Source organism: Kineothrix sp. IPX-CK (assembly GCF_039134705.1).
Taxonomy (GTDB): Bacteria; Bacillota; Clostridia; order Lachnospirales; family Lachnospiraceae; genus Kineothrix; species Kineothrix sedimenti.
In genome coordinates, this window is the sequence record NZ_CP146256.1 from 3,075,005 (window position 1) to 3,100,740 (window position 25,736).

Genomic DNA, 25,736 nt, shown 5'->3' on the forward strand with positions numbered 1-25,736 from the left:
ATTTTTCTGACTGTAAAAATACGCAGAGAATAATATTTTTTTATTTGGAAATAATTATCCTCATGAAAAAACTAATCCATAACTTTATTCACTGTGGCATCCTTGGCTGGTGCCTGGAAATTACCTTTACCGCGCTGAGTTCCTTCCGGCGCAGAGAATTTAAACTGACGGGAAATACTTCCATTTGGATGTTTCCCATATATGGCATGGCATCCTTCCTCGCTCCGGTGTGCAAAATCGTAAAGAAGCAGCATTTTCTCATACGTGGATTTGTCTATGCCCTTCTCATTTTTGTCGGCGAGTTCATCACCGGTTCGCTTTTAATGCGAAAAGAAATATGCCCTTGGGATTACTGCCGCTCCAAATGGAACATTAATAAAATCGTCCGCCTGGACTATCTCCCCTGCTGGATATTCGCAGGCCTTCTTTTCGAGCGCCTTATAAAGGAAAGTGACGAGTCAGGCGATTCATAAGCTCTGCTCACAAACGCGCGCATCGTTACGCCTCTGTGCATTCCTCATTACGAAAATATATGCAATCGCTAAGAAAATACCTGTCATTATCCACGCACTGGCATTTCCAAAGCAAACGCCCACATAGCTTTGATAATATGCCGAGGTGAAGGCAAGAGTGGCACGGCAGACCAGCTCAACAACGCCTCCCAGTACCGGCAGCACAGAGTATCCGCTGCCCTGCATGGCATTTCGGAAAATGAATATCATGCCGAGGGGAATGAAGAAAAATCCGCAAATCATTACATAGGTTCTTGCATAGCCCAGCACCTCCGTAATATCTCCGCTCACAAACAGACCGATCGCATAGGGAAGTATCTGCATTATCACAGCATAAATGACAATTCCATATACTGCCGACATTATATTGGCAATTCTAACACCCCTTCGGATTCTCGTAAAATCGCTGACTCCCCTATTCTGCGCACAGTAAGTCGCCATCGTCATTCCCATAGCAACAAACGGCTGTGTCACGAACTGCTCCACCTTACACGCCGCGGTATAGGCCGCCACTACGGTTGAGCCAAACAGGTTAAGCGCCGCCTGCACCATCATCGTTCCTACTGCAGTGATGGAAAATTGAAGCGCCATAGGCAGACCAATACTAAGCTGGTTGACACAACAGATATAATCCACCTTCCGATGCTCCTTTCGAATACATAGTATCGGTACCTTTTTCATAATATAGATCAAACAGAGAACTCCCGACACCCCCTGCGAGATAACAGTAGCTATGGCCGCCCCTGCTATCCCCAATGGTATGACGAGAATCAGGAATAAATCTAATATTATATTGAGCACCGCTGCGATCATTAAAAAGTAAAGAGGTACTTTGCTGTTTCCTACCGCCCTTAAAAAGCTGGCCAGTAAATTATAAAAAACAGTGCACATCATACCTATACACATAATCACAACAAAGGTCCTTGACATCTCGAAAATATCTTCCGGCGTATTCATAATACTCAAGAGCTTGTCCATACCGGCGATGCTTACAAAAGTCATAATAATAGTAACTATTACAGATAAAAAAACGGCATTGCCCACGCTTTTTTTTAGCCCCTCAATATCTCCTGCTCCGAAACGCTGGGCGGTGAGTACCGTAAAACCCGTAGTAAGTCCCTGCATAAAACCGAAAATCAAAAATGTGATCGTACCTGTAGCGCCTACTGCCGCCAACGCCTGTACGCCAAGAAAGCGGCCTACGATAATCGTATCCACCATGGTGTATAACTGTTGAAAAATATTTCCTATAATAAGCGGGATAATAAATTTAACAATTAGCTTGGAAGGGCTTCCCTTCGTCATATCCAGTTCCATATCTCTACTAGCCTTTCAAATTACCTTTAAAAGGCGGTATGAAAATTCATCCATACCGCCGCATTTTTTATAAAATGTCCGTATCCGTATCATCCCTTAGTCCTGAGCCTATGTCAAGCGTGTTGAGGGTTCTTCTTTTTCGTCTCGCTTCCTCCGAGGTCTTCAGAATGTAATCCTTGATTTCTTTCGCATGTTTGATATGTATAAGCTGCAGCTTAGGATGCGTCGTATCTCCGGTAAAACACATGACGGTTCCAAGTCCGAATATTCTCTCTAATAAAGTAGCCTGAAGCTCCACGTCCTGAACCTTATACATATAACAGTCATTCTCGTGGGTCTTAAAAAGGCCGCTATTGACCACAATGTATTCTTCTCCCACAGTATATTTTGTAAACGTCCATGGAAGTCCAAAAAATAAAAGCCTTTTTCGTTCTATATATTCCATAATAATGACCATTCCTTTCCTCATTATTTTATACTTTACTTATTATATTAGATAGCTAATCATAATGCAAAGCCTTTTCATTGATTTTAGAAATTTTTATAAGTTTTTACATTGAAAGAGAAGAATCATTGTGGTATCATAGAAGAAATTTTAGAGCACATATTTAAAATGAACGAATTTAAGGAGGTATCCCATGGCAGCAAGAGCGCATAACGAATGTTTCAAATTTTCCCAGATACCGCTTAGCTGTTTATTTTTTTCCTATTCGTATTATCCATATCGTTCATAATTAAACTTTGAATCGAAGAGAATTATTTCTCTTCGATTTTGTATGTACGGCTACTATTTCAGACACCCCCTGACACAAAATCAAGTAAACCACCCCGCAGAAAGGACGGATAACACTATGAGACATTTAATGGGCCCTCTCGACTTTACAGCCGGGGAGCTGGATAAGCTCTTCGACCTCGCAAATGATATCGAGCACAATATGGCTAAATATGCTCACGCATGTGACGGAAAAAAGCTCGCCACCTGCTTCTATGAACCGAGCACCCGAACGAGACTTAGTTTTGAATCTGCAATGCTGAACTTGGGAGGAAGTGTTATCGGCTTTTCGGATGCCGGCTCCTCTTCCGCTTCCAAGGGAGAAAGCGTTTCGGATACGATACGCGTTATCTCCTGTTTCGCGGACATCTGCGCTATGCGTCACCCCAAGGAGGGCGCTCCCATGGTTGCTGCCAGCAAATCCGCGATCCCGGTCATCAATGCCGGAGACGGCGGACATCAGCACCCGACCCAGACACTCACGGATTTGCTGACTATCCGCTCCTTAAAGGGAAATATCGGAAACTTTACCGTGGGCCTGTGCGGAGATCTGAAATTCGGCCGAACCGTTCATTCTCTTATCCACGCCTTGATGCGCTATCCTGATATTCATTTCATCTTCATATCGCCTGAGGAGCTGAAGGTTCCCGATTACCTTACCGATATGCTAAAAGAAAAGAATATCCCTTATGAGGAAGTCATTCGCCTGGAGGAAATCATGCCGAGACTGGACTTCCTATATATGACCCGCGTACAAAAGGAGCGTTTTTTCAACGAAGAAGATTATGTAAGGCTCAAAGACTTCTACATATTGGATAAACCCAAAATGGAACTGGCCAAAAGCGATATGCTTGTACTCCACCCGCTTCCCCGCGTCAATGAAATCTCTGTGGAAATTGACGACGATCCCCGCGCTGCATATTTCAAGCAGGTACAATACGGTGTATACGTCCGGATGGCACTCATACTTACATTGTTAGAAATCCAAGTATAGAATTAGAAGGGAGGAAAATATCATGTTAAATGTAGGAAGAATCGAGGAAGGCTTCGTTCTCGACCATATCGAGGCCGGCAAGAGCCTTTCCATATATCATCACCTTCAGCTGGATAAGCTGGACTGCACCGTGGCCATCATAAAAAATGCGAAAAGCAATAAGATGGGAAAAAAAGACATTCTCAAGGTGGAATGCGATATCGATACTCTGGACCTGGATGTTCTTGCCTTTATCGATCACTGCATTACAGTAAATGTAATCAAAGACGGAGAAATCGTAGATAAAAAGGAGCTGGTGCTCCCTAAGGAAATCAGAAACATTATCAAATGCAAAAATCCAAGATGTATTACTTCCATCGAGCAGGGACTTCCTCACATCTTCGTGCTCGCCGATGAGAAGAAGGAAGTTTACCGATGTAAATACTGTGAAGAGAAGTACGAAGATATTACGAAATGATGCCGGGGGTCCCAAGGTCATGTTTTTTCATGCAAGCATGAAACAAATGACCTTTTGACCCTACTATCATAAAAGGGCTTCCTCTATAAATTATTTTTAAAAAATTCTGCCAGATCAACTACGGCTTTCGCCTCATCCGGTCCCTCCGCTTCCACCAGGACCTCGTCTCCTGCCGCAAGTCCAAGCGCCATCACGCTGAGGATCCTCTTTGCATTTCCGAATCTGTCGTTCACACTGACAGAAATTGCCGACGCGTATTTTAGAGCCTTTCTCACCAGCTGCCCCGCCGGACCCTCGATCATCCCCGGATAATCCTTTATTTTATATTGAAAACTTTTCATATTCCACATTGGAAGCTGACTGCTCCCACTACCACTTTCTTTATAATTTATGCAAAGGCTTTCGATATACCTTTATAATTTCTATAATTCCCGCTTTTTTACTTTATATTCTTTAATTAACCGATGTATTTTTCAACGGCAGGAGACTCTTTTCGTGAGGATTGACAGATGACTTTTGATGAAGTATTATAAGTGTCAAGGGCAATGCCCGAAAGGGAGAATCATCATGAACTATTATATAACAAATCAGCTTACAAGGAAGCTCAGCTCTGTACAATCCATACCGATGAAACATTGTGCAGAGTATAGCGATAAAATAACGCAATAGGATTTCATCGGGAAACAGTGTAATACGCATACCCGCGCCGCCGGCAATCGCAGCACAGTATGTTTATTTCTTGTTTCCCGTATATCGTTAATGCGTAAATAAGGCTATGGACAATGTTTTTGTCCATAGCCTTTTGTTCGAACATAAGAGCAACTAGCCAAGCGTGTTGTTCGTTGTTCCATCCCAGCCATTTCAGACTCGGAAAGGCAGAAGGCAAATACACTCGTGTATTATTGTCTTCTGTCTTTTTTATGTAATAGAAATACATCTTTAACTGAGAACTTATACAGAAACAGAAAGGACTATGCCCAACATGAGCTTATTAGAAATTGAAGGATTAACACATTCATTCGGAGACACCTCCCTTTATAAAAATGCTAACTTATCACTAAACAAAGGGGAACACCTCGGCATCGTAGGGCAAAACGGTGCGGGAAAAAGTACCCTGATCAAGATCTGCACGGAGCAGATTATTCCTGATTCCGGTCGAATTATCTGGCACCCTAATATATCTATTGGCTATCTGGATCAATATGCTAAAATAAATGGACTCACCACCATAAAAGACTTTTTAAAGTCAGCCTTTTCAAGGCTCTACGCAATAGAAAAAGAAATGTCGATGCTATACGAAAAAGCGGCTTGCGGCAATATGGAATGCTTAAATCTTGCAGCTAAAAAGCAGGAACAACTTGATATTCATGGCTTTTATTCCATAGATACAAGAATCGATCAAGTGGCATCAGGATTAGGACTGCTCGCTATAGGACTGAGCCGCCCCATCGGGCAAATGAGCGGCGGCCAGCAAGCAAAAGTAATTCTTGCAAAGCTTCTTTTAGAAAAACCTGATGTCCTTCTTCTCGACGAACCCACCAACTTCCTGGACAAAGAGCATGTTGTATGGCTTGCAGATTACCTCTCTTCCTTGGAAAATGCTTTTATGGTCGTATCTCACGACTATGCTTTTTTGGATAAAATCGCCAACCGTATATGCGATATCGATAATAATACATTGGCAAAATACTACGGTACCTATTCGGAATTCCTGAAAAAAAAGACGCTTTTAAGGGAGGATTACATCAGACAATATACCGCTCAGCAAAAGGAAATCAAAAAGACGGAAGAATTCATTCAAAAAAACATTGCAGGAAGAAAATCGAAAATGGCCAGAGGCCGCAGAACACAACTAGAACGCATGGATAAAATGGAGGCCCTGGAACAAAAGGAAATCACACCTCACTTTCATTTCATGGGATTGCCCTCAACCAATGTCGAACATCTATCGGTAAAGCATTTATCGGTAGGTTATCACTATCCGGTTTTATCCGACATTAACTTTAACGTGACCGGAGGCACAAAAATAGCGATAACCGGATTTAACGGGATCGGTAAATCCACCTTACTTAAGACCTTGGTCGGTCAGCTTCCGGCAATGCAGGGCCGCTATAGCTTCTCCGGACAGGTGACCATTGGATACTTCGAACAGGACTTAACATGGATGGACGAAACGAATACACCGATACAAATTATGTCAGACGCTTATACAAGCTTAGTCGTAAAGGAGATACGCAAATACCTTGCACGCTGTGGAATTTCCAGCAAGCATGCGATGCAGCCCATCGGCACCTTAAGCGGCGGCGAACAGGCAAAGGTAAAAATGTGCCTTCTTGCACTGACTCCATGTAACTTCCTGATCATGGACGAACCAACTAACCATCTGGATGTTCAGGCGAAGGAAGCGCTTAAGACAGCTTTATCTGAATTTTCAGGTACTGTCCTGCTCGTTTCACACGAAGAAACGTTCTACAAAGATTGGGTACAAAAAGTCATCAATATAGAAAAAAAGTAGGTTATTTATTGCAGAATATCCTTCTGCCATAAATAACCTACCGGAAATATTTATTAAAATAAAATTATCGTTAATTACCGCATTCTACACTGATTTTATTAAAGAGGCTCATGATCTCTTCCGTTTGCAGCATCTTCTTCTCTTCACCTTTTTTATCCAAAATCACATTGCCCTCGTGCATCATCAAAAGTCTATCCCCATATTCTACCGCATAGCGTAGATTATGGGTTACCATGATGGTGGTCACCTTTTTCTCCCGGACGATCTTATCGGTCAGCTCCATGATGACTTCCGCTGTCTTAGGATCCAGCGCCGCCGTATGCTCATCCAATATTAAAAACTCTATAGGAGACATGGTTGACATAAGTAAAGCCAATGCCTGCCGCTGTCCGCCGGACAGAGAACCTACCTGCGTATACAGCTTATCCTCAAGACCCAGATTCAAAGACTTAAGCATCTCTCTATAATAGTCGGTTCTCGTCTTGTTCACGCCGCGTCCCAAGCCGTATTTCTTTCCTTTGTTATCGGCAATGGACATATTTTCCAAAATATTCATGCTGGGGCAGGTCCCCTTGGAAGGATCCTGATACACGCGGCCGATTTTGCGGTGTCTGAAGAAATCCTTTTTCCCTGACATATCCTCTCCGTTTACCTCTATCCTCCCGCTGTCGATATCGATGCTGCCGCAGATAATATTCAACATGGAGGTTTTACCGGAGCCATTGCTGCCTACCACCGCCACAAAATCCCCGTCATCTATCTTAAGGCAAAAATCCTGAAAGAGACAAAGCTCGTTGACGGAACCGGCGTTATAATTTTTATTAATATTAATTAGTTCTAACATATCTGCCTCCCGTCCTCTTTCTTTCCATTCCTATCACCAGTATGATGAGGAACAGCACCGCGGTAATCAGCTTGAGGTCCGTGGACGGAAGTCCCATCCTGATAGCCAGCGCCACGCACCCTTTATATAGAAGGGAACCGATCACCACGCTGGAGGTTATCTTGAAAAATGTCACTTTCTTAAAAAGACTCGTTCCAATAATAACACTGGCGAGTCCGATAACCACCGTTCCCGTTCCCATAGAAATATCGAAATATCTCTGCTGCTGGGCAAATATACATCCGCTTAAGGCAACCAAACCGTTGGCGATGGCGAGTCCGACTATCTTCACCAGCCCTTTGTCCACTCCTAAAGAAGTGACGATAATGTCGTTGTCGCCCACCGCCCGAAGGAGAAATCCGGACTTTGTACTCATATAACCATCCAGCAGATATTTGGTGATCATAGTAAGAATGAAAATAATGATTACCGTCTTATACGCCGACATGCCTTCCGGAAAAACAGCATTAATAAAGCCATTGTCAAAAATCGTGTCCATGTTGTAGATCGGTAGATTCGCCCTTCCGGCAATCCTTAAGTTTACCGTATAGAGAGCAGTCATCATGATGATGCCTGACAAAAGATCCCGTACCTTCAGCTTAACATGGATAAGTCCCGTACATATACCTACCAGCGCTCCCGCCGCAAACGTTATGGGCAGCGCTCCTAACGGATTCATTCCGGAAGAGATCAGCATGCAGGTAATCGCAGCTCCCATAGGAAAGCTTCCGTCTACCGTCAAATCGGGAAAATCCAATATTTTGTAGGTTATATATACTCCCAAAGCCATAATGGCATATATCATACCTTGTTCCAACACGCTGAGTAATAAAGTCACTGTAATTCCTCCGGTAATTTTTTATTCTACGATTATTTCATCGAATTTTTCATACGCTCCGTTTACAAACGCATCGTCCAGCGCAAGAGCGATTTTTTCTGCTGCTGCCGTATTTACATACAAGCTGGGCTTCGAAATAACTTCAAAATTCATTTCGGAAGCCTTCGCTTCTCCTTTTAATACCTTAGCCGCCATTTTACCGGTCTGCTTGCCGAGCTCATAATATTCCAGCCCCATAGATGCGACACAGCCCGCTTTTACTTGCTCCACCTCGGAACCGAATACCGGGATTCCAGCATTGTTTGCCTCTGCGATTACTGTCTGTAATGCGGATACTACTGTATTATCCGTCAAATTCGTTATACAGTCAACCTTAGTCACGATATCCGCTGCCGCCATACCCACATCAGCAATAGTATTGATTCCTGTCTCTATGATTTCAAATCCATATTCGCCTGCATATTTCTTATATTCTTCGATGGCACTGACGGAATTCACTTCGCTGGTCGTATAAATAATACCTATTTTCGTCGCCTCAGGCATAACCTCGCGAATCATCGCAAGCTGCTCGGATACTGCCAGCGCATCGGAAGTACCTGTCACATTTCCAGTCGGTGCTCCGTCTTCCCCTGCAAGCCCCGCTTCCACCGGGTCTGATACTGCCGTATAGATAACTGGAATATCCGTATTCAGACAGGAATTGTAAGCACTCATGGCACTGGGCGTAGCAATGGCACAAATCATATCCACCTTCTGAGATACATAGTTATCCGCAATCGTACTGGCCGTTCCTGTGTCGGACTGCGCATTATCGAAAAGCACGGTCAGATTCTCACCTTCTTTAATCCCTTCTTCCGCAAGTCCGGCCAGAAAGCCTTCCTTACAATTATCCAAAGAGCCATGCTCCGCAAATTGTGAAATACCGATGGTATATCCATCCGAAGCTTTTTCTCCGCAAGCTGTGAACATTGCCGTCATAGTTACCGCCGCTAAAAGTACTGATAATAATTTCTGTTTCATAATCTCCACTCTCCTTTTTTTATTATGCCTCCATTTACAAGAAAAACTACTCTCTGTGTATTCCATCCAAAAACGCATCCTGACAGCATGTCAAGCGCATCCCACTGCAGAAAAATGTTCTCCACAAAACAAGCGCGCAAAAAACCGCCTCAAGCTAATTGCTTGAGGCGGTAATAAACTTAATATAAGCAAACTTAGTATAAGTTTCATTATCGCGGTACCACTCAAATTGACATGCCATAGGCATCGACCACTTTATTCATGTACTGTCATACACGTCGGATGGATAACGGGTCCGAATCCCGCCGGCACCTACTATCAGTTCAGCCCGGCCTCGAAAGTCCATTCAGTAAGATTCCCTATACCGCCTTCCACCACCGACGGCTCTCTGCAATAGTTCCTGATACCTACTACTCTTTCTCATAGGTTTGTCGTTTATTTCTCTTTTATTTACATTAATCTAAATTTTTATGATTGTCAAGCCTAAATTTCATATCATTACTGAGAATGGAGTGAACAGTAACCGATAAACAAAGGTAAAAATTTTTAAAAAATATATTTACTTCCTGTCCAATTAGGGTACAATGTGAATATTGAGACTTTACCATCGATTGACAAGATATTCAATTGATGGCATCAACGAAGGTGCGAATTTTGTTTTGCACAAGCATACGAAAGGATGGTATATTTTTGAAATTCGACATGCACTGCCATACTAAGGAAGGTTCTTTAGATGGGAAAATTGCCATACGAGACACGATTTGTCTGCTTCAGGAAAAAGGTTATCAGGGTATGCTCATCACGGATCATAACTCCTACAAGGCATACCGTTATTATAAAAAAAATAACATGGACAAAGAGTTCCCTGATTTTGTCGTTCTAAAGGGCATCGAATACGACACCATCGATGCCGGACATATCATTATTATCATGCCTACAGACGTTCATCTGCCGCTTTTAGAGCTTCGTGGGCTTCCCGTCCACTTGCTGATCGATATCGTGCATCATTTCGGAGGAATTCTGGGTCCCGCCCATCCCTGCGGAGAGAAATATCTAAGTCTGATGAATACAAGGCGCGGAAAGAAATCCCGCAGCCTCATTACCCGTTTCGATTTCATCGAAACTTACAATGCCTGTGAATCTCCCCAATCCAACATGGCCGCAAGTGAATTAGCCAAACGGTTCGAAAAACCGGGAATCGGCGGCAGTGACTCGCACAGGGAGGAAAGTGTTGGCTTCGGCTACACGATGATTGAAACCGTAATAAAAAATGAAACAGATTTCATCTATGCCCTCCGCTCCGACGTTGCGATTTCTTCAGGCGGTGAGAGATATATGTTCACGACCAAGCAAAGAATTGGCAAAATAAATAACGTTTTAATATATTCTTTCTGGTTTTATAATAAATTTCTCGCATTGTTCAAACGGCACAAACGTAACATGGAAATTCTAAAAAGCCACTTGTATGAATACGCACCAAACCGCAACGGGCACGAAGCTTACAAAAAAGGCGCTTAATCTGTATCAGGACACGAAAAGCACCTATAAATTCAAACTGCAGCCGGTTCATTCTATGACCTCGGAAAGAAACAACTCTACGATTTCCGGATCAAACTGCGTTCCGGAGCCCGCCAGAAGCTCGCTTGCCGCGACTGCGCGGCTTACGGGCTTACTGAAGCTGTCTCCGCTCACCATTTTATCATAAGCCTCCGCTACCGCTACGATCCTTGCACCAAGCAGAATCTCCTGTCCTTTTAGCTTCCTGGGGTAACCGCTCCCATCGTACCATTCATGATGCGAAAGCACGGCCTCCGCAATAGGAGCATATTTGTCGACGGAGCGAAGTATCTGATAACCTATTTCGGGATGTCTCCTGATCTCCATCCATTCCTCCTGGCTCAAAGCCTCATGCTTATTCAAAATCTTTTCGGAAATTCCTATTTTACCGATATCATGCAGCCTGCCAAGAGCCCACAGTTGTTCTAACGCAGCGATTTCCAACCCCATTGCTGCTCCGATAGCCATACTCAGTCGTCCTACATTTTCTGAATGCACAAGCTCCCAACGTTCTCTGGCAAACAGTTTCTGTAATACAAGCTGAACCATTTCCTTCTTTCTTGCATCTCCTTCCCTCAGCTTCTGACTATACATCCGCTCTTCCGCCTGCAAAAAAATCGCCTCGAACCTCTCATCTGCATTATCCTTTACCGCCCATCCGAAGGAAACCGATAGAATCGGAGAATCGGGATTTTCCGCATTGGACCGCTCTATTCCCTCTCTGATACATGCCGCCAGCTTCTCCGCACCAGTTCGGTCGGTCTTAGACAGAAGGAGCACGAACTCATCTCCTCCTATACGGGCCGCCACATCGCCGGAACGCAGTTCCCCTGTCAATACGTCTGCAAAGCGTTTGAGCAAATCATCTCCTGTCATATGCCCAAAAGCGTCGTTCGTCAGCTTTATGACATTTATATCGCAAAGAATCAGAGCAAATGGAAGATTTTTTTGAAACTTCATCTTTCCCAGCTCTTCCTCGTAAAATCTTCTGTTAAAAAGTCCCGTCAATTGATCATGATAACTTAAGTAGCGTATTTCGTTTTCCGCCTGCTTCCGCTCCTCAATATTACGGCTGACTCCTACCGTCTCGATTTCACCGTCCTTATTGTATCTGTTTTTAATAGAAATCTCTACCCAGATTCCATTTCCGTCTTTGCACTGAAGGCATACTTCCATAAGGCAGTTCTTTTGAGCGGAAGGATCCTCCAAAAAATCATTTTGACTTTTCTCAAGAAATTCCCTCGTCGCTGCATAGGACTCTTGCATTACATGTGTCGAAAGTTTATTTGCCAGGCCTTCCTCTACAGTAAATCCGGTCAATTCGAAATAGGAAGGGCTAAGATAAGTAAATCTCTCTGACCAAAGGTTATATACCCATATTACATCGGCCGTAAATTCTGTAAGCAGACTATATTTCTCCTCGTTACGCTTAAGGTCTGCCTCTAGCCGCTTTTTCTCCGTTATATCGCTTACAGTAGACAGGATGCAGGTCTGACCTTGGTATTGTATTGTAATACTGCTTGCAACCGTCCATATCTCCTTTCCTGACGGATTCTTAAGCCGCATTTCAAAACCGTCGCTTCGTCCACCATTCATGATATTGTCAAACCAATGGACGCGTTTATTTTCTTCGGCCCAATAGGAGAAAAAACTCTGTTTTCCGATATCCTCCGGACGAACTTCATACAGTTCAAGACACTTCGGGTTAGCATAAAGAATCACACCTTCAGCATCAATGATGTGAAAGGCTTCCGGCAGACTTTCCATAATATATTGTAGCGGCAGCCCGTGGTCAGGGCCTCCGTTTAAACTTTCTTCCATAATTTCTGATTCTCCTTCTGTCATTTCATCATTTGTCTGAGAATCGCTTCAAAATCCTTTTTACCGGCAGTCTCCTTTTTCTCCTTTTTCATTTCCTTTACGGATTTACCGGTTTTATAATCTCTCAGTTTAGGCACAATAACAACCGATTGTACCATCCATGTATCATAACTCATACATTTGCCTCCCTTCTAAGTGCATGTTTCACAGGGCGAAATAGTACTATAGTACTATTTCATATTATATATCGGCGTATTTTTCTGTTACTTTAGTACTATAAATATTATTTATATATTTTATATTCTTTTTATATTTAATAAAAGCTATGCTTCATGTGCTCTCACATTTTCCTATTACGATTAGGGTGTCAAAAGGTCCTTTATAAATACATTCTGGTCAATATGACCAAAACAAAAAGAACGACTGCGCCTATGTAAATATTTAGAAGTTCTTTCTCTGGATATTTGAGCCATAACAGAAAACAAAACTGTTTGAGCGCAGCGAGTTTTTTGTTTTCTGGTATGTTTGGCGCGAATAGACTGAGAATTAGAACTTCTTATATATTGGAATTCGGAGCAGGAGTCTTTTTGCTTTGAGCATATTGCTTAGAGACGTTCGCAAAAGGACCTTTTGACACCCTGATCCTATTACACAAAAAAACTTCCGCCCCATTTTCATTTATGGCGGAAGTTTCTGTGAAAAATTATTTTTTACTTCTTCAATCTATCGTATACAACATCCTTTATTTCCTGAAAGGCATGCTTAAATTTGGCGGAAACCATGGTAGGATTGCCCTTGATCAAGCGTCGCTTATAGATATCCATAAGGTTCTTAAGCTGTCTGCTCTTTTCCAGATTTATCTTGTATTTCATCCACAAATCCAGAATTTCTTCCCGCATACTCTCGGGATATGTCAAAACACCGCTTTGAATCTTCCCTTTTAATCCCAGCAACCGTTCTTCAATGCTGGAGAGCAGTTCATCCGCTCTTTCTCCTCTCTCCTGTTTCTTCGCTTCACGGCCTTCATTGGATACGGCAATAATTACATCCAGACGTTTCTGTACACGCTCAAGCTCCTCTTTCGCTGCTTCCAGCTTCACAAGAATGTCACGCAGATCAATAGCAGCCTTGAAGGATAATGTAAAGTCCGCTACGATATATATCGTAAGGATGAATACTATTGACATAAGGATATTATGAGGAATATCCCCCACCAATTGTTCAATAGGCTTATGTACGATTCTTGTCATCAATATGGTCAGACCGCCCCACGCGAGAGTGGACGTCAGGCATATATACCCTTTGAAATTAAACTTCTGATTGGAGTAGTCCCAGTACCTCACTTTGAACAGCACCTCCATAACCACGCCCGTTATATATTCCAGCACCGTAGCTCCAATACATCCCGCTACATACGTTAATAATACATTGTGCTGAAAGGGCATGGATACTACCAGCATCATAATCGCACCGCTTCCATACAGCGGGAGAAAAGGCCCTCGCATAAAGCCTCGGTTAACGCAGCTTCGTTTTTTCAAGGAAACAAATGCCGATTCAAAACACCACCCGAAAAAACAATAGAAATAAAAGAAAAATAACCATTGTGCCATCGTATAGGAATACATAAACCCTCCTCATTCATAAAGAATCAGCTCCCCGCGCCTTTTCCTATCCATACACTCCGGCCAGCACGCTCAGCTTTCCTTTTTTCGTTTCATATTCGCAGCCGTAGTAAATAAACCTTCCATAGCCCCTCACGGAAACAATGTCGCCTTTTTTTAGCAGATAACTGTTGTTCTCATTTACCCTGCCGTTTATGTATATCCGTTTTTCTCTAAAGAGTAAGAGGCTCTGATTTCTAGACATATGGTATACTTTTGATGCCACCGCATCAGCGCGCTCCGAAGAAACCGTAACTTTTACCGTCTCGGGCTCTTTTGACGGAACGCATATGGCCGCATCCTCCGCCACGCATCTTACGTTGGTATGCTTTACCCTATCCAGATTCTCCATGATAAAGGGGGCGATATTGTTCGTACAAAATAAGTAAGCATTTTTTCCTTGAAGGAATATGTCACCTACGGTACTTCGGTCAATTCCCAGATTCATGAGCGCTCCAAGAAAATCCCTGTGGCTCAGCTCGTCTGCGAATTTCTCAATGAGAGGCTTAACCGAAAGGCAGGCGATAGGGAATTCCTCCTCATATCCCAGACTTTCTGCACTCCCGAACCGGAGCATCTGCCGCTCGCAGTCTTCGTTACCGCCGAACATTACATATGGGATTCCCCTTATCTCCTGTTCGATACTATAGAACGCATCCTGCTCCGCCATGCTCAAAAATCCTATATACGTATATATATTATGTTCATAGGATTTTCTTGCCAACTCCGCTATGCGCTTTTTCAATTGTTGTAAATCTTTATCATCGTTATACAAAGCTTATCACTTCTTCTTTCGGCGCCTTCGTCTGCTCCACGCTTAACGCAGACAGTATCGGTCCCTCTCCATTATACTCGGCAAAATACTCTTTTTTTACCACCGCCGTTACCTTAACCCATTGCTTATCCGTAAGCTTATCCGCTTTATCGTAAGAACAGGCGAAGCCCAAAAAGGCCATATCGTCCGCACAGCAGGTCATTGCCATTCTTCCCGGTACGAAATATCCCTTGGGAAAGCTCTCTGGCTTCAGCACCATAGCTGTAAAGCGTACCTTTTTCCCTATATAGCGCTCCAAATGATCCAGAGAATCCAGATACCAGATTCCATAGCCTTTATCATCCAAACCGATGGTCTCTGCTTTCAAATCGTAAGGAAGATCGTCCTCCATGATTTCATCCACTTCACCGTTAGAGTCCTCAAAGACGATCTCTGCCTTCTGATTAATCGCCTTAATATTTCTCTTATAGCTGTTTAAATCCTCCACTCCGTCACAGCGGTTGAAAATAATAAGCTCTGACTTTCTTATCATCTCCGCTAACAAAGACTTCATGTTATTAAAATACATGGGAAATGTGGAAGCGTCAATAGTCGTTACCTGCTGCTCGATACTCCAGTGCCACGGCAGCTTCATATTTTTATAATTCCACATTCCGTTATATTCGATAATGATGCGCTCCGGCTTGTATTTTTTCTCAAGCTCAAGCAAATGCGAAGGATTGAAATCCTCTTCGTCTTCTATCCATTCGAGGTCGGTTCTGCTCATCTTGAGCAGGTTTACATCGTATTCATTTTCTCCTTCTTCGCACAGAATCAAGAGCGTCCTTCCTTTTACCTGAAAATAAGACTGCTCCATCGTATAGGTAATAAACTCCGTCTTCCCGCTCTCTAAAAAACCATTGATTATATAAACCGGTTTCATATGCTTCCTCTCCATCCATCTATCTTTTACTTATGAAACAGCTTCTTCAGATTCTCTTCCTTAAGTTGTGCGCCTATCACACAAATCTTGCCCGTTACATCGGGACGTCCGGCGCGTATATCGCTTTCTCCAGGCACATAATCGAAATATACCCATGTGCCGTCTCCGGCAGGAACCATACCTTTGGCCCGAAGCACGATTCCGTATTCATCCTCGTTCTCCAATTCTCCAAGAAGTGCCTCAATATCCGCCGCAGCATAAGCCGAAGCCGTCTCCATTCCCCAACTCGTAAATACCTCATCCGCATGATGATGCCCGGAGTGATCGTGGTGGTCATGCTCCCCATCGTGATCGTGATGGTGGTGATGGTGTTCATCACCGTGGTCATGCTCGTGATGATGGTGCTCGCCGCATTCGTGGTCATGGTCGTGATGATGGTGTTCGCCGCATTCATGGTCATGCTCATGATGATGGTGTTCGCCGCATTCATGGTCATGCTCATGATGATGGTGTTCTCCATCATGGTCATGCTCGTGATGATGTCCATGACAGCCACAAGTGCAATCCTCGCCGTGTTCATGATTATGCTCATGCGCCTTGCGCACTTCCTCCATCAGTTCGGCTTCCAGATCCTTTGCTCCCTCTATCGTCTCCAAAATAGCTTTGCCGTCCAACTCCTCCCACGGAGTCGTAACTATTATCGCCTTCTGGTTATATTCCCGAATCATGCTCACTGCCGTATCCAGCTTGTCCGCACTGATTTTTGCCGTACGGCTCAAGATAATCGTTCCCGCATTTTCTATCTGATTGACAAAGAACTCTCCGAAGTTCTTTATATACATTCTGCACTTTGATGCATCTACCACCGCTACAGCGCTGTTAAGCGCTATCCCGCTTTCGTCCGTCACATCCTGGACAGCCTTCATTACATCGGATAGCTTGCCTACACCCGAAGGCTCAATCAATATCCGCTCCGGCGAATAGGTCTTTAATACTTCCTTCAAAGAGGTACCGAAATCTCCAACCAAAGAGCAGCAGATACAACCGGAATTCATTTCCTTGATTTCAATTCCGGCTTCCTTCAAAAAGCCGCTGTCAACTCCGATTTCACCGAATTCGTTCTCTATGAGTACAACCTTTGTATCCGCCAAAGCCTCCTTCAATAATTTTTTTATTAATGTTGTTTTACCGGCGCCCAAAAAACCGGATACTATATCAATTTTTGTCATGTCAACAATCGTTCTCCTTCCTGTTTGCTATCTATGTATTTTGCTCTAAAATTCTATTTATGTCAAGTTTTTCGGGTTGGCCGCCGACCAGCTTTACCGGATTGACATTGAATGCCGGATAGTATCATAGTAACCTCATAAGCCCTTTTACAGGTTGCACACTTTTAAAATACGGGGTATGATATTTAAAGTATACCTATATCCGATAAATTTTATCAAGAAAGTGTGGTTATTTTTATTATGGAAAAAACTCGAAAGCTTTACGATGCCGATTCATATAAGACTCATTTCACCGCGACAGTAATCTCCTGCCGCCCTGTACCGTTCACTGAAGGGGAAAAAAACACTTTCTCTCCCTTATATGAGGTCATATTGGACCAGACTTTTTTCTTTCCCGAAGAAGGCGGTCAAAGCTCCGATACAGGTACGCTGAACGAGGTGTCGGTCTCCTATGTTAGCATAGAAAACGGTGTTATAACACATGTAACAGATGCGCCCTTCTCCATCGGAGATTCCGTAGCAGGGAAAATACATTGGGAATCCCGTTATTCCAACATGCAACAGCATTCCGGAGAGCATATTATATCCGGTCTGATCCATTCTCATTTTGGCTATGATAATGTAGGCTTTCATCTTGGTTCTCAGGCAGTTACACTCGATTTTAACGGATTTCTGGAGGAAGAACAGCTCCTCCAGATGGAAGATCTCGCCAACAAGGCCATATATCGCAATATCGAAGTACTTGCCGAATACCCCTCAGAGGAAACGCTGAAAAGTTTAAATTATCGCAGCAAAATCGAGCTGAACGAGGAAGTACGCATTGTAACCATTCCAGGTTATGACGTCTGTGCCTGCTGCGCGCCTCATGTGAAAAGAACCGGAGAAATCGGCATAATTAAAATCGTTGATGCCATCAGGCACAGAGGCGGCATCCGAATCAGCATTCTCTGCGGAAGCCGCGCTATCGAAGATTTCAAGCAGAAGCAGGAACAGGTTTACGCCGTTTCTAAACTGTTATCCGCCAAGCCGGAACTTATCGCCTCAGCGGTGGAACGGTTGAAAGACGAGAACTTTTCATTGAAGGGTGAAATTCTCAGCTTGCAGGAAACTTTAACACAGCTTAAGGTTTCTCAGATTGCCGAAGGCACGAAGAACTGCTGCCTGTTCGAGGAATCCATGGATGCTCCGGCCCATCGAAAATATGTAAACATGCTGGCTGAGAAATGCTCCGGTATCTGCGGCGTATTCGTGGGAAACGACGGAGACGGATACCGTTATATCATCGCCTCCAAATATGAGGATGTCCGCCCCATAAATGAAAAGCTGAAACAAAGTCTGAATGCCAAGGGCGGCGGCAAGGAAATGGTACAAGGCTCACTTTCCGGATCTCGAAAAGATATCCTTGCTTTGTTTTAATTGCAGATAATTAGATAATTAAGGAAACCTTACTTATACCATGAGTATCAGTAAGGTTTCCTTTTCTTTATTCGGCAATTCGCTTATCCGTTTCCATTATGTGCTCTATCATCCAGTCCGTGACAAATTTCAGTAAATCTTCTATGGTCTTTGACTGATTCTCATCCACAACTTCCAAATTCATTGTGTCCAGCTTACGGATGAAATTGTCATGCTGAATCTTCTGCGTGAACATTCTCTTATATTGAATGCTCTCCATGTAGGCCTCTTCATTTCTAAAGTGCATCGCAGCGTAATCTTTCAGCCGCTGAATGAGATTTGCAATATGATCATACTTGTCCGGCACGAAATCATTCACGCATAGCTGATAGATTTCCTCTGCAATCTCGAACAGCACCTTATGTTCGTTATCAATCTGCTCAATTCCCGTCAAATACTCATCTTTCATCTCGTACATATTCATTCCCGCCTTTCGTAATTTTGCTTTCTTCCGTGTTCTGTTCCTTCCGATTTCTACTTCATTCGTCTTTTACTTCTCTCACTTTTGACCTTACCCCAGTGCAACATCCAATATCATCATAATCACGAATCCGATCGCAAAGCCGATGGTCCCCATATTGGAATGTTCCCCCTCCGCCGATTCGGGAATCAATTCCTCCACGACCACATAAATCATTGCTCCTGCCGCAAATGCCAGCATGTATGGGATAAAGGGCGTAACATAGGTTGCCAGCAGCAGCGTTAACACTGCGGCAATAGGCTCTACAACTCCTGAAAGTACTCCCATAGCAAAAGCCTTTTTCTTTCCCACCTCTTCCTTGATGGGAAGAGATATAATGGCTCCCTCCGGGAAATTTTGAATGGCAATACCTATGGAAAGGACAATAGCTCCGGCCATCGTAATCATGCTGTCGCCGTTTAATGCTCCCGCCAGCACGATACCTACCGATGCGCCCTCCGGTATATTATGAATCGTCACCGCCAGCATGAGCATCGTGGACTTTTTCAAACTGCTCTTAGGCCCCTCCTGTTCTTCTCCGTCCAAATGAAGATGAGGTACGACCTTATCCAATCCAAGCAAAAATAAAATTCCCACCATGAAACCGCTGGCCGCCGGTATAAATGCCAGCTTTCCCATTTCTCCTGACATATCCATCGCCGGAATAAGCAGCGACCATACGGATGCGGCTACCATGACTCCTGCCGCAAATCCTAACATAGTCTTTTGCACTACTGCATTCATTTCCTTTTTCAGCAAAAAGACGCAGGCGGCTCCCAGCGACGTTCCCAAAAAAGGAATCAATATTCCCGTCAATATTCTCGTGTCCATAACTTATCCTCCAAGCTATCGTTTTTTTCTTTTATTTTTATCTATTCTCCCTTTCACCATTTTATTTCTTTTTACGTCATTTTTCCACTATATTTTTTAAATCATGAGAAATCCCCGACTCCGACAGCGTAAATTTATGTCGTGGCAGATATTCCGCCAGAATATCCAAGGCTTCCGCAATCTTCCTGCTATAATCTTTATTATAGCACAGCTTATATTTATCCGATACAGAGCTGGACCTTCTCATATAAATAACCGGAAAGGTCATAGAAACGAGCTTGCCTTTTCTGTCTCTGACAAAGCTTCCTTCTTTCTTCACATAGATTTCCAGCATGCAGGAATACCCGGGCGGCATTTTCCCTTTTTCCATACCTGCACTTGCGTATTCGGCAAAGCCATATTGAAATTGTGCATCCAACTTCCGATTTTTTTCCATCCACTCTTTAAGCTGAAGGGCCGTTTCCCCATATATTTTCTCTGTCAGCTTCGCAATGTCGTCTGTTTCCATCTGCTGCTGCGACGTTACATCCGAAAGCGCCGTTCCCGTATCCTTCGCCGTATCGATAGTAATTCCGTTATCGTATAAATAAGTAAAAAAGGAATACGCATTTTTCATTCGGAAGGCCAACCCGCATATCTTTTGGCCGCTCTTATCATAAAGGCGCAGATAATCCTGCCCTCTTTGCACATCCCATGCTGCATTTACAAATCCGATGTCCTGAAGCTTAAATTCTTTTCTTTTACGAAGAAGATTTACATAACATAGCCTTTCCCCCTTTACCTCCAGCCTCCGGTTCCTTCCCTCCATACATAAGAGGATGCCGGATAAAAAAATCGCCAAAATCATCAGATATATCCACACCGGTATGACCTCAGCATGAAACAAGATTTCCATAACTAACAGGAATATGGCACTGCAAACGATGAAGCCGCCTATCACATATGAAGTTTTTTGCTCTTTTACCGTAAGCTCCTCCATTCTCCTCCTCGCATTCCATTTCCTGATTTATTCTACGGCGGGCTCCCCATATTCCTCCAAAATCGCTGTGACAGGAAGACTTACCGTTTCATCTCCGCCCGTTCCTCCGCTTAGCATTCCCACAAAATTACCGTAAGCGTCAAATGTGCCGCCTCCAGACATTCCCGGTTTGGCAAAACCAAAGCCGTACAACATATAGGAATCGAATTCCTCTATGTACCATGAGGGAGACGCCACCGATGCCTCATACATATTCTCCCCCGCTCCGTCCGCCGAACCTGCCGTAAAGATAACATCCCCGGCTTTCAGCCTGCTGTATGCCGTATCCTCTCTTTTTACTTCTTTTAAGGAAATGAGTTCCTCATAGCCAAGGTCATTCACTTCCACCTTAAGAAAACCAAGATCGTACTTCTGCGACAGCTTGAGCAGCTTCCCCCCGGAAGTCCTGCCATTCCAGAATATGATGCTGTCATCCTCTCCCCAGTCCTCCAGGAGATGCTTATTGGATATGATGACGATTTCCTTCTCGTTCATCTCCCAAATCACTCCGCTGCCATATAAATTCCCCGCATTTATTTGAACAATTCCTGTCTTTACATTTTCATAGGCTGAAATTACATCGGCCTCCTCCAAGGCGTGCAGCGCCGTTCCGCCATAGCGCACCATGCCTTCATACTGATCCTGAAATGTGGTAGTCTGGATAAGCGGGCGGCGAAGCGCCTCTCCGGTCGCATGAACCGTCAAAGAATCGCCCGGACAAAATACCGAAAGACACAAGCAAACAATGCCTATGAACATAAAGCTCATGAACATAATATTTATGCAGCAGCATTTTCCATACCTTTTATTTCCATGCTTCAAAAAGCATTGCTTCCTAAGACATGCGCTAACATACTTCATCGATCAACCTTCTTTTATTTATCGGGCTAGCGGGTTTTCTACTGCTGTTTGTCCGCGATATTCATAAAAATCTCCCCGATATGGAGAGATTTTTACATTTTTATTTATTTTCATACTAAGCAGAACGATAAGCCGGGTTATGTCGTGAATGATCATCTATCTTGGATTGCCGTTGCCGGCAATCTCTAGCGACCCACCTGAAAGCAGGCCGGGCCGGCCTATCGCTTTCTATTCGGTCTTGCTTCGGATGGGGTTTACATGGCTCCGCCTGTTACCAGCCGGACGGTAGTCTCTTACACTGCCCTTCCACCCTTACCCCGCATAGCGGGGCGGTTCATTTCTGTTGCACTATCCTTGGAGTCACCTCCACCGGACGTTATCCGGCATCCTGCCCTATGAAGCCCGGACTTTCCTCACCTGCTTCCTTTCGGAATTGCAGCCGCGATCATTTATTCTACTTAGCATTACTTAACTTATATAGCATATTCCACGCATTAAACATGGAAACAGCTCCCTCCTACGAATTCTCGGCAAATGGAATTCTTCGGGAGGTTTTCACTGCTCACACCGATAAAATATTCTAAAAATTTTAAAAGCCTCTTCGCTTCATAATATTCGGGTTCACCCTTTTCTATTCCAAATAAAAGAGGCTCCGCATATTGCTTCAAAATTGCCAGCTCGTAAATCAATGCAGAATTAAACATAGCATCTGCACTTTCCTGAAACGGAAAAATATATTTCTCTTCGCCCTTTCTGACGGAGTTCCACATCTCTATCGTTCGCTTTGCCGAAGCTCCCCTCGTCCGGGCATCTCTCACCATACGCCGCAGAAGTCTGCCATCCGTGGTTGGAATCCTATTGTGCTCGTCGATATTGATACTCGTCAAGGCACTGATATAAATCTTGTACTTGCTTTCATCCGGCAGAGAATAAGACGTATCTCCGTTCAGTCCGTGGATTCCTTCTATTACAAGGACATCCTCCGGCCCAAGCTTTTTATAGTCTCCCCGATATTCCCGCAGCCCCGTCTTAAAGTTGAAGCTCGGCAGTTCCACCGTCTCTCCTCTAAGCAATCTCGTCATATCCTCATTGAACTGCTCGACATCTATCGCTTCCAGGCATTCGAAATTATAATCTCCATTCTCGTCTATAGGCGTATTATCCCGGTTGACGAAATAATCATCAAGGCCGATGGGATGAGGAGTCAGGCCATATGTGCGAAGCTGAATGGACAGTCTGTGTGAAAAGGTCGTCTTTCCCGAGGATGACGGACCCGCGATCATTACGAACTTTACGCCTTGGCGCTTCACAATGTCCTTGGCTATTTCGCCGATTCTCCGCTCTTGAAGCGCCTCCTGAACGAGTATTAAATCGTTGATATTCCCCATGCAAATCTGGTCGTTTAAGTCTCCTACAGTGTCGACACCCACCATGATACCCCATTCATCCGATTTTTTCAAGGTCTCGAACAACTTTTCTCTGGGTTCCATCATCGGAAGCTTATCAGGCACCTGCTGTTCAGGAAGGAGGAGCATCAGTCCATCCTCGTAAGCAAACACCTCAAAATATTTAACATAGCCGGTGCTGGGAAGCATATAACCGTAATAATAGTCGTAATAACCGTCCAGACAATATACGTTCACATAAGAGCTTCTACGGTAACGGAACAGCTTTTCCTTATCCTTCATATTCTGTCCCCGGAAGATTTCCATGGCTTCGTTAATCGGATAAGACTTCTTTGTAATCGGTATATTCTCCTCTGCCAGCTTTCGCATTCTCTCGTTCAGCCTGCGGATAAACTCGGATTCTATTTTGAAATCACCGTCAATACTGCAATAATAACCGGGACCGATGGCGAATTCCACCTTGATTTTCCTAAGCATATCTTGTCCCGCAACATCCCTAAGCGCCTTAATCAGCAGCATGATTGCCGTGCGAACGTAGGTTTTATGTCCTACCGGATCGCCCAAAGTGATGAAGGTCAGCTCACAGTCCTTCTTCACTTCCTTAATCAATTCCCTTATCTTTCCATCGGCGGTTATAAGACCAATCTTTTGTTGATACCGGCTCTGGTATTCCTTCGCGATTTCCTCGTACGAGATACCCTCTTCATATCGTCTCTTCTCACCGTCTATCATAACTGTAACCATGCTGTCCTCCAAAATCCTGCTGCCTATAATATCCAAAACGGATTCTTTTCCTTCGCTGCAAATACGGTAAGCTGCGGCAGCTCTCTTCTAATATATTCCTTCATATACGGAATAAATATCTTCTCCAAGCCGAAATGTCCGGCATCTATGATCGCAAGTCCCTGCGCCATCGCATCCAGCCCCTCGTGGTGCTCGATATCTCCGGTAATGAGCACCTCCACTCCCGCCGATACCGCAGGCTTTATCATGGTTTTGCCGGAACCCGGTGACACTGCCGCCCATTCGATAGGCGTATCCTGCTCCCCGTATATTTTTACATGCTCTAGTTCAAAGGTTTCTTTTACAAAGGAAGCACACTCCTCCAGCGTCATAATCTGAATAAGCCTTCCATACCTGCCCAGTCCTTCTTTTGCAATTTCATCCTCATAGGTAATGTCAAGCACCTGCCTGTCTTTTAGTCCAAGCTCGTCCGCCGCCGCGTCCGCCATTCCCATTACGTCGAAATTCGTGTGCATGGCATAATAGCTGATATCATTCTGCAGCAGCTTTATCAGTCTGCGTCCGATGAAATCCTCCGCCGTAATTTTTTTCATAGGAGAGAATATAAGCGGATGATGGGTCAGAAGCATATCCGCTCCCACACGCACTGCCTCGTCTATTACCTCGTCGGTAGCATCCAGCGCGATACATAGTCTGCTCACTTCCTTATCCGCTCTCCCCGCAAGGAGCCCTACGTTATCCCAGCTTTCCGCAAAGGAAGAGGGCGAAAGCCGTTCCAGGCTTTCTATGATTTTATCACATCTCATATACAGCTGCCTTTCCCGTGCGCTTTCTGCATACAGATTCCGGCTCTGGCATTCATACCGGCACATAAACCGGCATTCATACTGTTAATCAGAATAAAAAATAAGAAAGCGCCGAATCAATATCCTTTATTCTGCCTTCTATTTCTTTCTGCCTTCTATCCCGTCTGCTGCTTTGCTGTTCATTCCCTCCGGCTGCCTTTTTAAGGCCGGCAAGAATTTCCTCGCATAACGCACGTTCTTTCATGAGAAATCCGTGAAGCACCGGATTCCTTTTCTCTAAAAGGATAGGACCATATTTATCTGACACCCGCCTGTTCACCGGCTGTAAAGCTGAGTCTTCGTCCTTCCCCGTCCCGGGACAAGCTTTGATGACCGGATAATATTTGCGGTCCTCCAAAATCATGTCCTCATCCATTATATGATAGTCCTGCTTTCGCAAAAATTCCCTTATGCCTTGTATCTCCGACTGAGGCTGCAAAATCACCTCCTGCATAAAGCGTATCTTGTCCTTTCCTTCTTCCATGATCCGCTTCATCAATTTGCCGCCCATTCCCGCACAAATCAAGGTGTCCGCTTCTCCCCGGCGCAAAGCCGTTACTCCGTCGGACAATCTGGTTTCTATGTAGTCTGTCAAAGCATACTCTTTTATATGCTCATTTGCAGCCTCCAGGGGGCCTTTTCCCACATCCATAGCCAATGCCCTCGGGCTAATTCCGTTTTTTACCAGATATATGGGTACGAATCCATGGTCGCAGCCTACGTCGCACACAACATTTCCCTTTGTCACCATGCCGGCTACGCAGAGCATTCTATCCGACAGCCCGACTTCCCTGGGCCGTAAATCAACATTTAAATTTCCCTTAAGATTCATGCTTTTATCCG

General features: G+C 44.1%; 25 protein-coding genes and 1 other RNA gene. 6 read left to right on the forward strand and 20 right to left on the reverse strand.

Features of this window, described 5'->3' with window-relative positions:
- Positions 1-62 precede the first annotated feature (62 nt).
- Complete coding sequence (locus V6984_RS14745) at positions 63-473, forward strand: putative ABC transporter permease (RefSeq protein WP_342756375.1); 411 nt, start codon at positions 63-65, stop codon at positions 471-473.
- Here V6984_RS14745 and V6984_RS14750 read toward each other — a convergent pair.
- Positions 468-1,829 carry an MATE family efflux transporter gene (locus tag V6984_RS14750; RefSeq protein WP_342756376.1) on the reverse strand — a complete coding sequence of 454 codons (1,362 nt, stop codon included), beginning with the start codon at positions 1,827-1,829 and terminating at the stop codon, positions 468-470. The genes V6984_RS14745 and V6984_RS14750 overlap by 6 nt on opposite strands.
- Positions 1,830-1,896: 67 nt before the next feature.
- Positions 1,897-2,274 carry a PH domain-containing protein gene (locus V6984_RS14755; protein WP_342756377.1) on the reverse strand — a complete coding sequence of 126 codons (378 nt, stop codon included), beginning with the start codon at positions 2,272-2,274 and terminating at the stop codon, positions 1,897-1,899.
- Positions 2,275-2,680: 406 nt separating this feature from the next.
- Here V6984_RS14755 and pyrB point away from each other — a divergent pair, with 406 nt between their 5' ends.
- A complete protein-coding gene (gene pyrB, locus V6984_RS14760) occupies positions 2,681-3,595 on the forward strand; it encodes an aspartate carbamoyltransferase (protein ID WP_342756378.1) in 915 nt (304 codons plus the stop codon).
- A 22-nt stretch (positions 3,596-3,617) separates the two neighbouring features.
- Positions 3,618-4,052 carry an aspartate carbamoyltransferase regulatory subunit gene (locus V6984_RS14765; RefSeq protein ID WP_342756379.1) on the forward strand — a complete coding sequence of 145 codons (435 nt, stop codon included), beginning with the start codon at positions 3,618-3,620 and terminating at the stop codon, positions 4,050-4,052.
- An 83-nt stretch (positions 4,053-4,135) separates the two neighbouring features.
- Here V6984_RS14765 and V6984_RS14770 read toward each other — a convergent pair whose 3' ends face one another.
- On the reverse strand, positions 4,136-4,402 hold the full coding sequence (locus V6984_RS14770; protein WP_342756380.1) for an HPr family phosphocarrier protein: 267 nt from the start codon (positions 4,400-4,402) through the stop codon (positions 4,136-4,138).
- 632 nt (positions 4,403-5,034) lie between these two features.
- On the opposite strand from V6984_RS14770, the gene V6984_RS14775 reads away from it, so the two are divergent.
- Positions 5,035-6,567, forward strand: coding sequence for an ABC-F family ATP-binding cassette domain-containing protein (locus V6984_RS14775; protein WP_342756381.1), 1,533 nt, complete (start codon positions 5,035-5,037; stop codon positions 6,565-6,567).
- A gap of 70 nt (positions 6,568-6,637) precedes the next feature.
- On the opposite strand, the gene V6984_RS14780 is transcribed toward V6984_RS14775, so the two are convergent.
- The 3 genes from V6984_RS14780 to V6984_RS14790 are packed head-to-tail and all read right to left on the reverse strand — an operon-like array spanning position 6,638 to position 9,308.
- Positions 6,638-7,411 (reverse strand): ABC transporter ATP-binding protein, encoded by a 774-nt coding sequence (locus V6984_RS14780; protein WP_342756382.1) that lies wholly within the window; start codon positions 7,409-7,411, stop codon positions 6,638-6,640.
- Positions 7,395-8,288 (reverse strand): ABC transporter permease, encoded by an 894-nt coding sequence (locus V6984_RS14785; protein ID WP_342756383.1) that lies wholly within the window; start codon positions 8,286-8,288, stop codon positions 7,395-7,397. Before V6984_RS14785 ends, V6984_RS14780 begins: the two co-directional genes overlap by 17 nt.
- Before the next feature lie 21 nt (positions 8,289-8,309).
- On the reverse strand, positions 8,310-9,308 hold the full coding sequence (locus V6984_RS14790) for an ABC transporter substrate-binding protein (RefSeq protein WP_342756384.1): 999 nt from the start codon (positions 9,306-9,308) through the stop codon (positions 8,310-8,312).
- A 690-nt stretch (positions 9,309-9,998) separates the two neighbouring features.
- On the opposite strand from V6984_RS14790, the gene V6984_RS14795 reads away from it, so the two are divergent.
- Positions 9,999-10,826, forward strand: coding sequence for a PHP-associated domain-containing protein (locus V6984_RS14795; protein WP_342756385.1), 828 nt, complete (start codon positions 9,999-10,001; stop codon positions 10,824-10,826).
- Positions 10,827-10,874: 48 nt separating this feature from the next.
- Here V6984_RS14795 and V6984_RS14800 read toward each other — a convergent pair whose 3' ends face one another.
- The 6 genes from V6984_RS14800 to V6984_RS14825 all read right to left on the reverse strand — a co-directional run bounded on the left by V6984_RS14800 (position 10,875) and on the right by V6984_RS14825 (position 17,273).
- Positions 10,875-12,686, reverse strand: a complete 1,812-nt coding sequence (locus tag V6984_RS14800) for a diguanylate cyclase (RefSeq protein WP_342756386.1) — start codon at positions 12,684-12,686, stop codon at positions 10,875-10,877.
- Positions 12,687-12,706: 20 nt separating this feature from the next.
- Positions 12,707-12,862, reverse strand: coding sequence for a hypothetical protein (locus V6984_RS14805; RefSeq protein ID WP_342756387.1), 156 nt, complete (start codon positions 12,860-12,862; stop codon positions 12,707-12,709).
- A gap of 534 nt (positions 12,863-13,396) precedes the next feature.
- Entirely contained in the window at positions 13,397-14,311 is a 915-nt protein-coding gene (locus V6984_RS14810; RefSeq protein ID WP_342756388.1) for a putative ABC transporter permease, read from the reverse strand.
- A gap of 43 nt (positions 14,312-14,354) precedes the next feature.
- A complete protein-coding gene (locus V6984_RS14815; RefSeq protein ID WP_342756389.1) occupies positions 14,355-15,122 on the reverse strand; it encodes a YlmH/Sll1252 family protein in 768 nt (255 codons plus the stop codon).
- Positions 15,115-16,044, reverse strand: coding sequence for a GTP-binding protein (locus tag V6984_RS14820; RefSeq protein WP_342756390.1), 930 nt, complete (start codon positions 16,042-16,044; stop codon positions 15,115-15,117). Before V6984_RS14820 ends, V6984_RS14815 begins: the two co-directional genes overlap by 8 nt.
- A gap of 26 nt (positions 16,045-16,070) precedes the next feature.
- Positions 16,071-17,273 (reverse strand): GTP-binding protein, encoded by a 1,203-nt coding sequence (locus V6984_RS14825; RefSeq protein ID WP_342756391.1) that lies wholly within the window; start codon positions 17,271-17,273, stop codon positions 16,071-16,073.
- A gap of 240 nt (positions 17,274-17,513) precedes the next feature.
- Here V6984_RS14825 and V6984_RS14830 point away from each other — a divergent pair, with 240 nt between their 5' ends.
- Positions 17,514-18,689 carry an alanyl-tRNA editing protein gene (locus tag V6984_RS14830; RefSeq protein ID WP_342756392.1) on the forward strand — a complete coding sequence of 392 codons (1,176 nt, stop codon included), beginning with the start codon at positions 17,514-17,516 and terminating at the stop codon, positions 18,687-18,689.
- A 67-nt stretch (positions 18,690-18,756) separates the two neighbouring features.
- Here V6984_RS14830 and V6984_RS14835 read toward each other — a convergent pair whose 3' ends face one another.
- The 8 genes from V6984_RS14835 to V6984_RS14870 all read right to left on the reverse strand — a co-directional run bounded on the left by V6984_RS14835 (position 18,757) and on the right by V6984_RS14870 (position 25,725).
- The gene (locus V6984_RS14835) at positions 18,757-19,146 is read right to left on the reverse strand and encodes a hemerythrin family protein (protein WP_342756393.1); all 390 of its coding nucleotides are present in this window, start codon (positions 19,144-19,146) and stop codon (positions 18,757-18,759) included.
- Positions 19,147-19,239: 93 nt separating this feature from the next.
- On the reverse strand, positions 19,240-20,019 hold the full coding sequence (locus V6984_RS14840; protein ID WP_342756394.1) for a ZIP family metal transporter: 780 nt from the start codon (positions 20,017-20,019) through the stop codon (positions 19,240-19,242).
- 76 nt (positions 20,020-20,095) lie between these two features.
- On the reverse strand, positions 20,096-20,998 hold the full coding sequence (locus V6984_RS14845) for a hypothetical protein (RefSeq protein ID WP_342756395.1): 903 nt from the start codon (positions 20,996-20,998) through the stop codon (positions 20,096-20,098).
- A 27-nt stretch (positions 20,999-21,025) separates the two neighbouring features.
- The gene (locus tag V6984_RS14850) at positions 21,026-21,898 is read right to left on the reverse strand and encodes a serine protease (RefSeq protein ID WP_342756396.1); all 873 of its coding nucleotides are present in this window, start codon (positions 21,896-21,898) and stop codon (positions 21,026-21,028) included.
- 112 nt (positions 21,899-22,010) lie between these two features.
- An RNA gene (gene rnpB / locus V6984_RS14855) (RNase P RNA component class A) lies at positions 22,011-22,359 on the reverse strand.
- A gap of 33 nt (positions 22,360-22,392) precedes the next feature.
- Positions 22,393-24,048: a nucleoside kinase gene (locus V6984_RS14860; RefSeq protein WP_342760019.1), complete on the reverse strand. Its 1,656-nt coding sequence runs from the start codon at positions 24,046-24,048 to the stop codon at positions 22,393-22,395.
- Positions 24,049-24,071: 23 nt separating this feature from the next.
- A complete protein-coding gene (locus V6984_RS14865) occupies positions 24,072-24,854 on the reverse strand; it encodes a Nif3-like dinuclear metal center hexameric protein (RefSeq protein WP_342756397.1) in 783 nt (260 codons plus the stop codon).
- Between the two features lie 88 nt (positions 24,855-24,942).
- Positions 24,943-25,725, reverse strand: a complete 783-nt coding sequence (locus tag V6984_RS14870) for a class I SAM-dependent methyltransferase (protein ID WP_342756398.1) — start codon at positions 25,723-25,725, stop codon at positions 24,943-24,945.
- Positions 25,726-25,736: the final 11 nt, after the last annotated feature.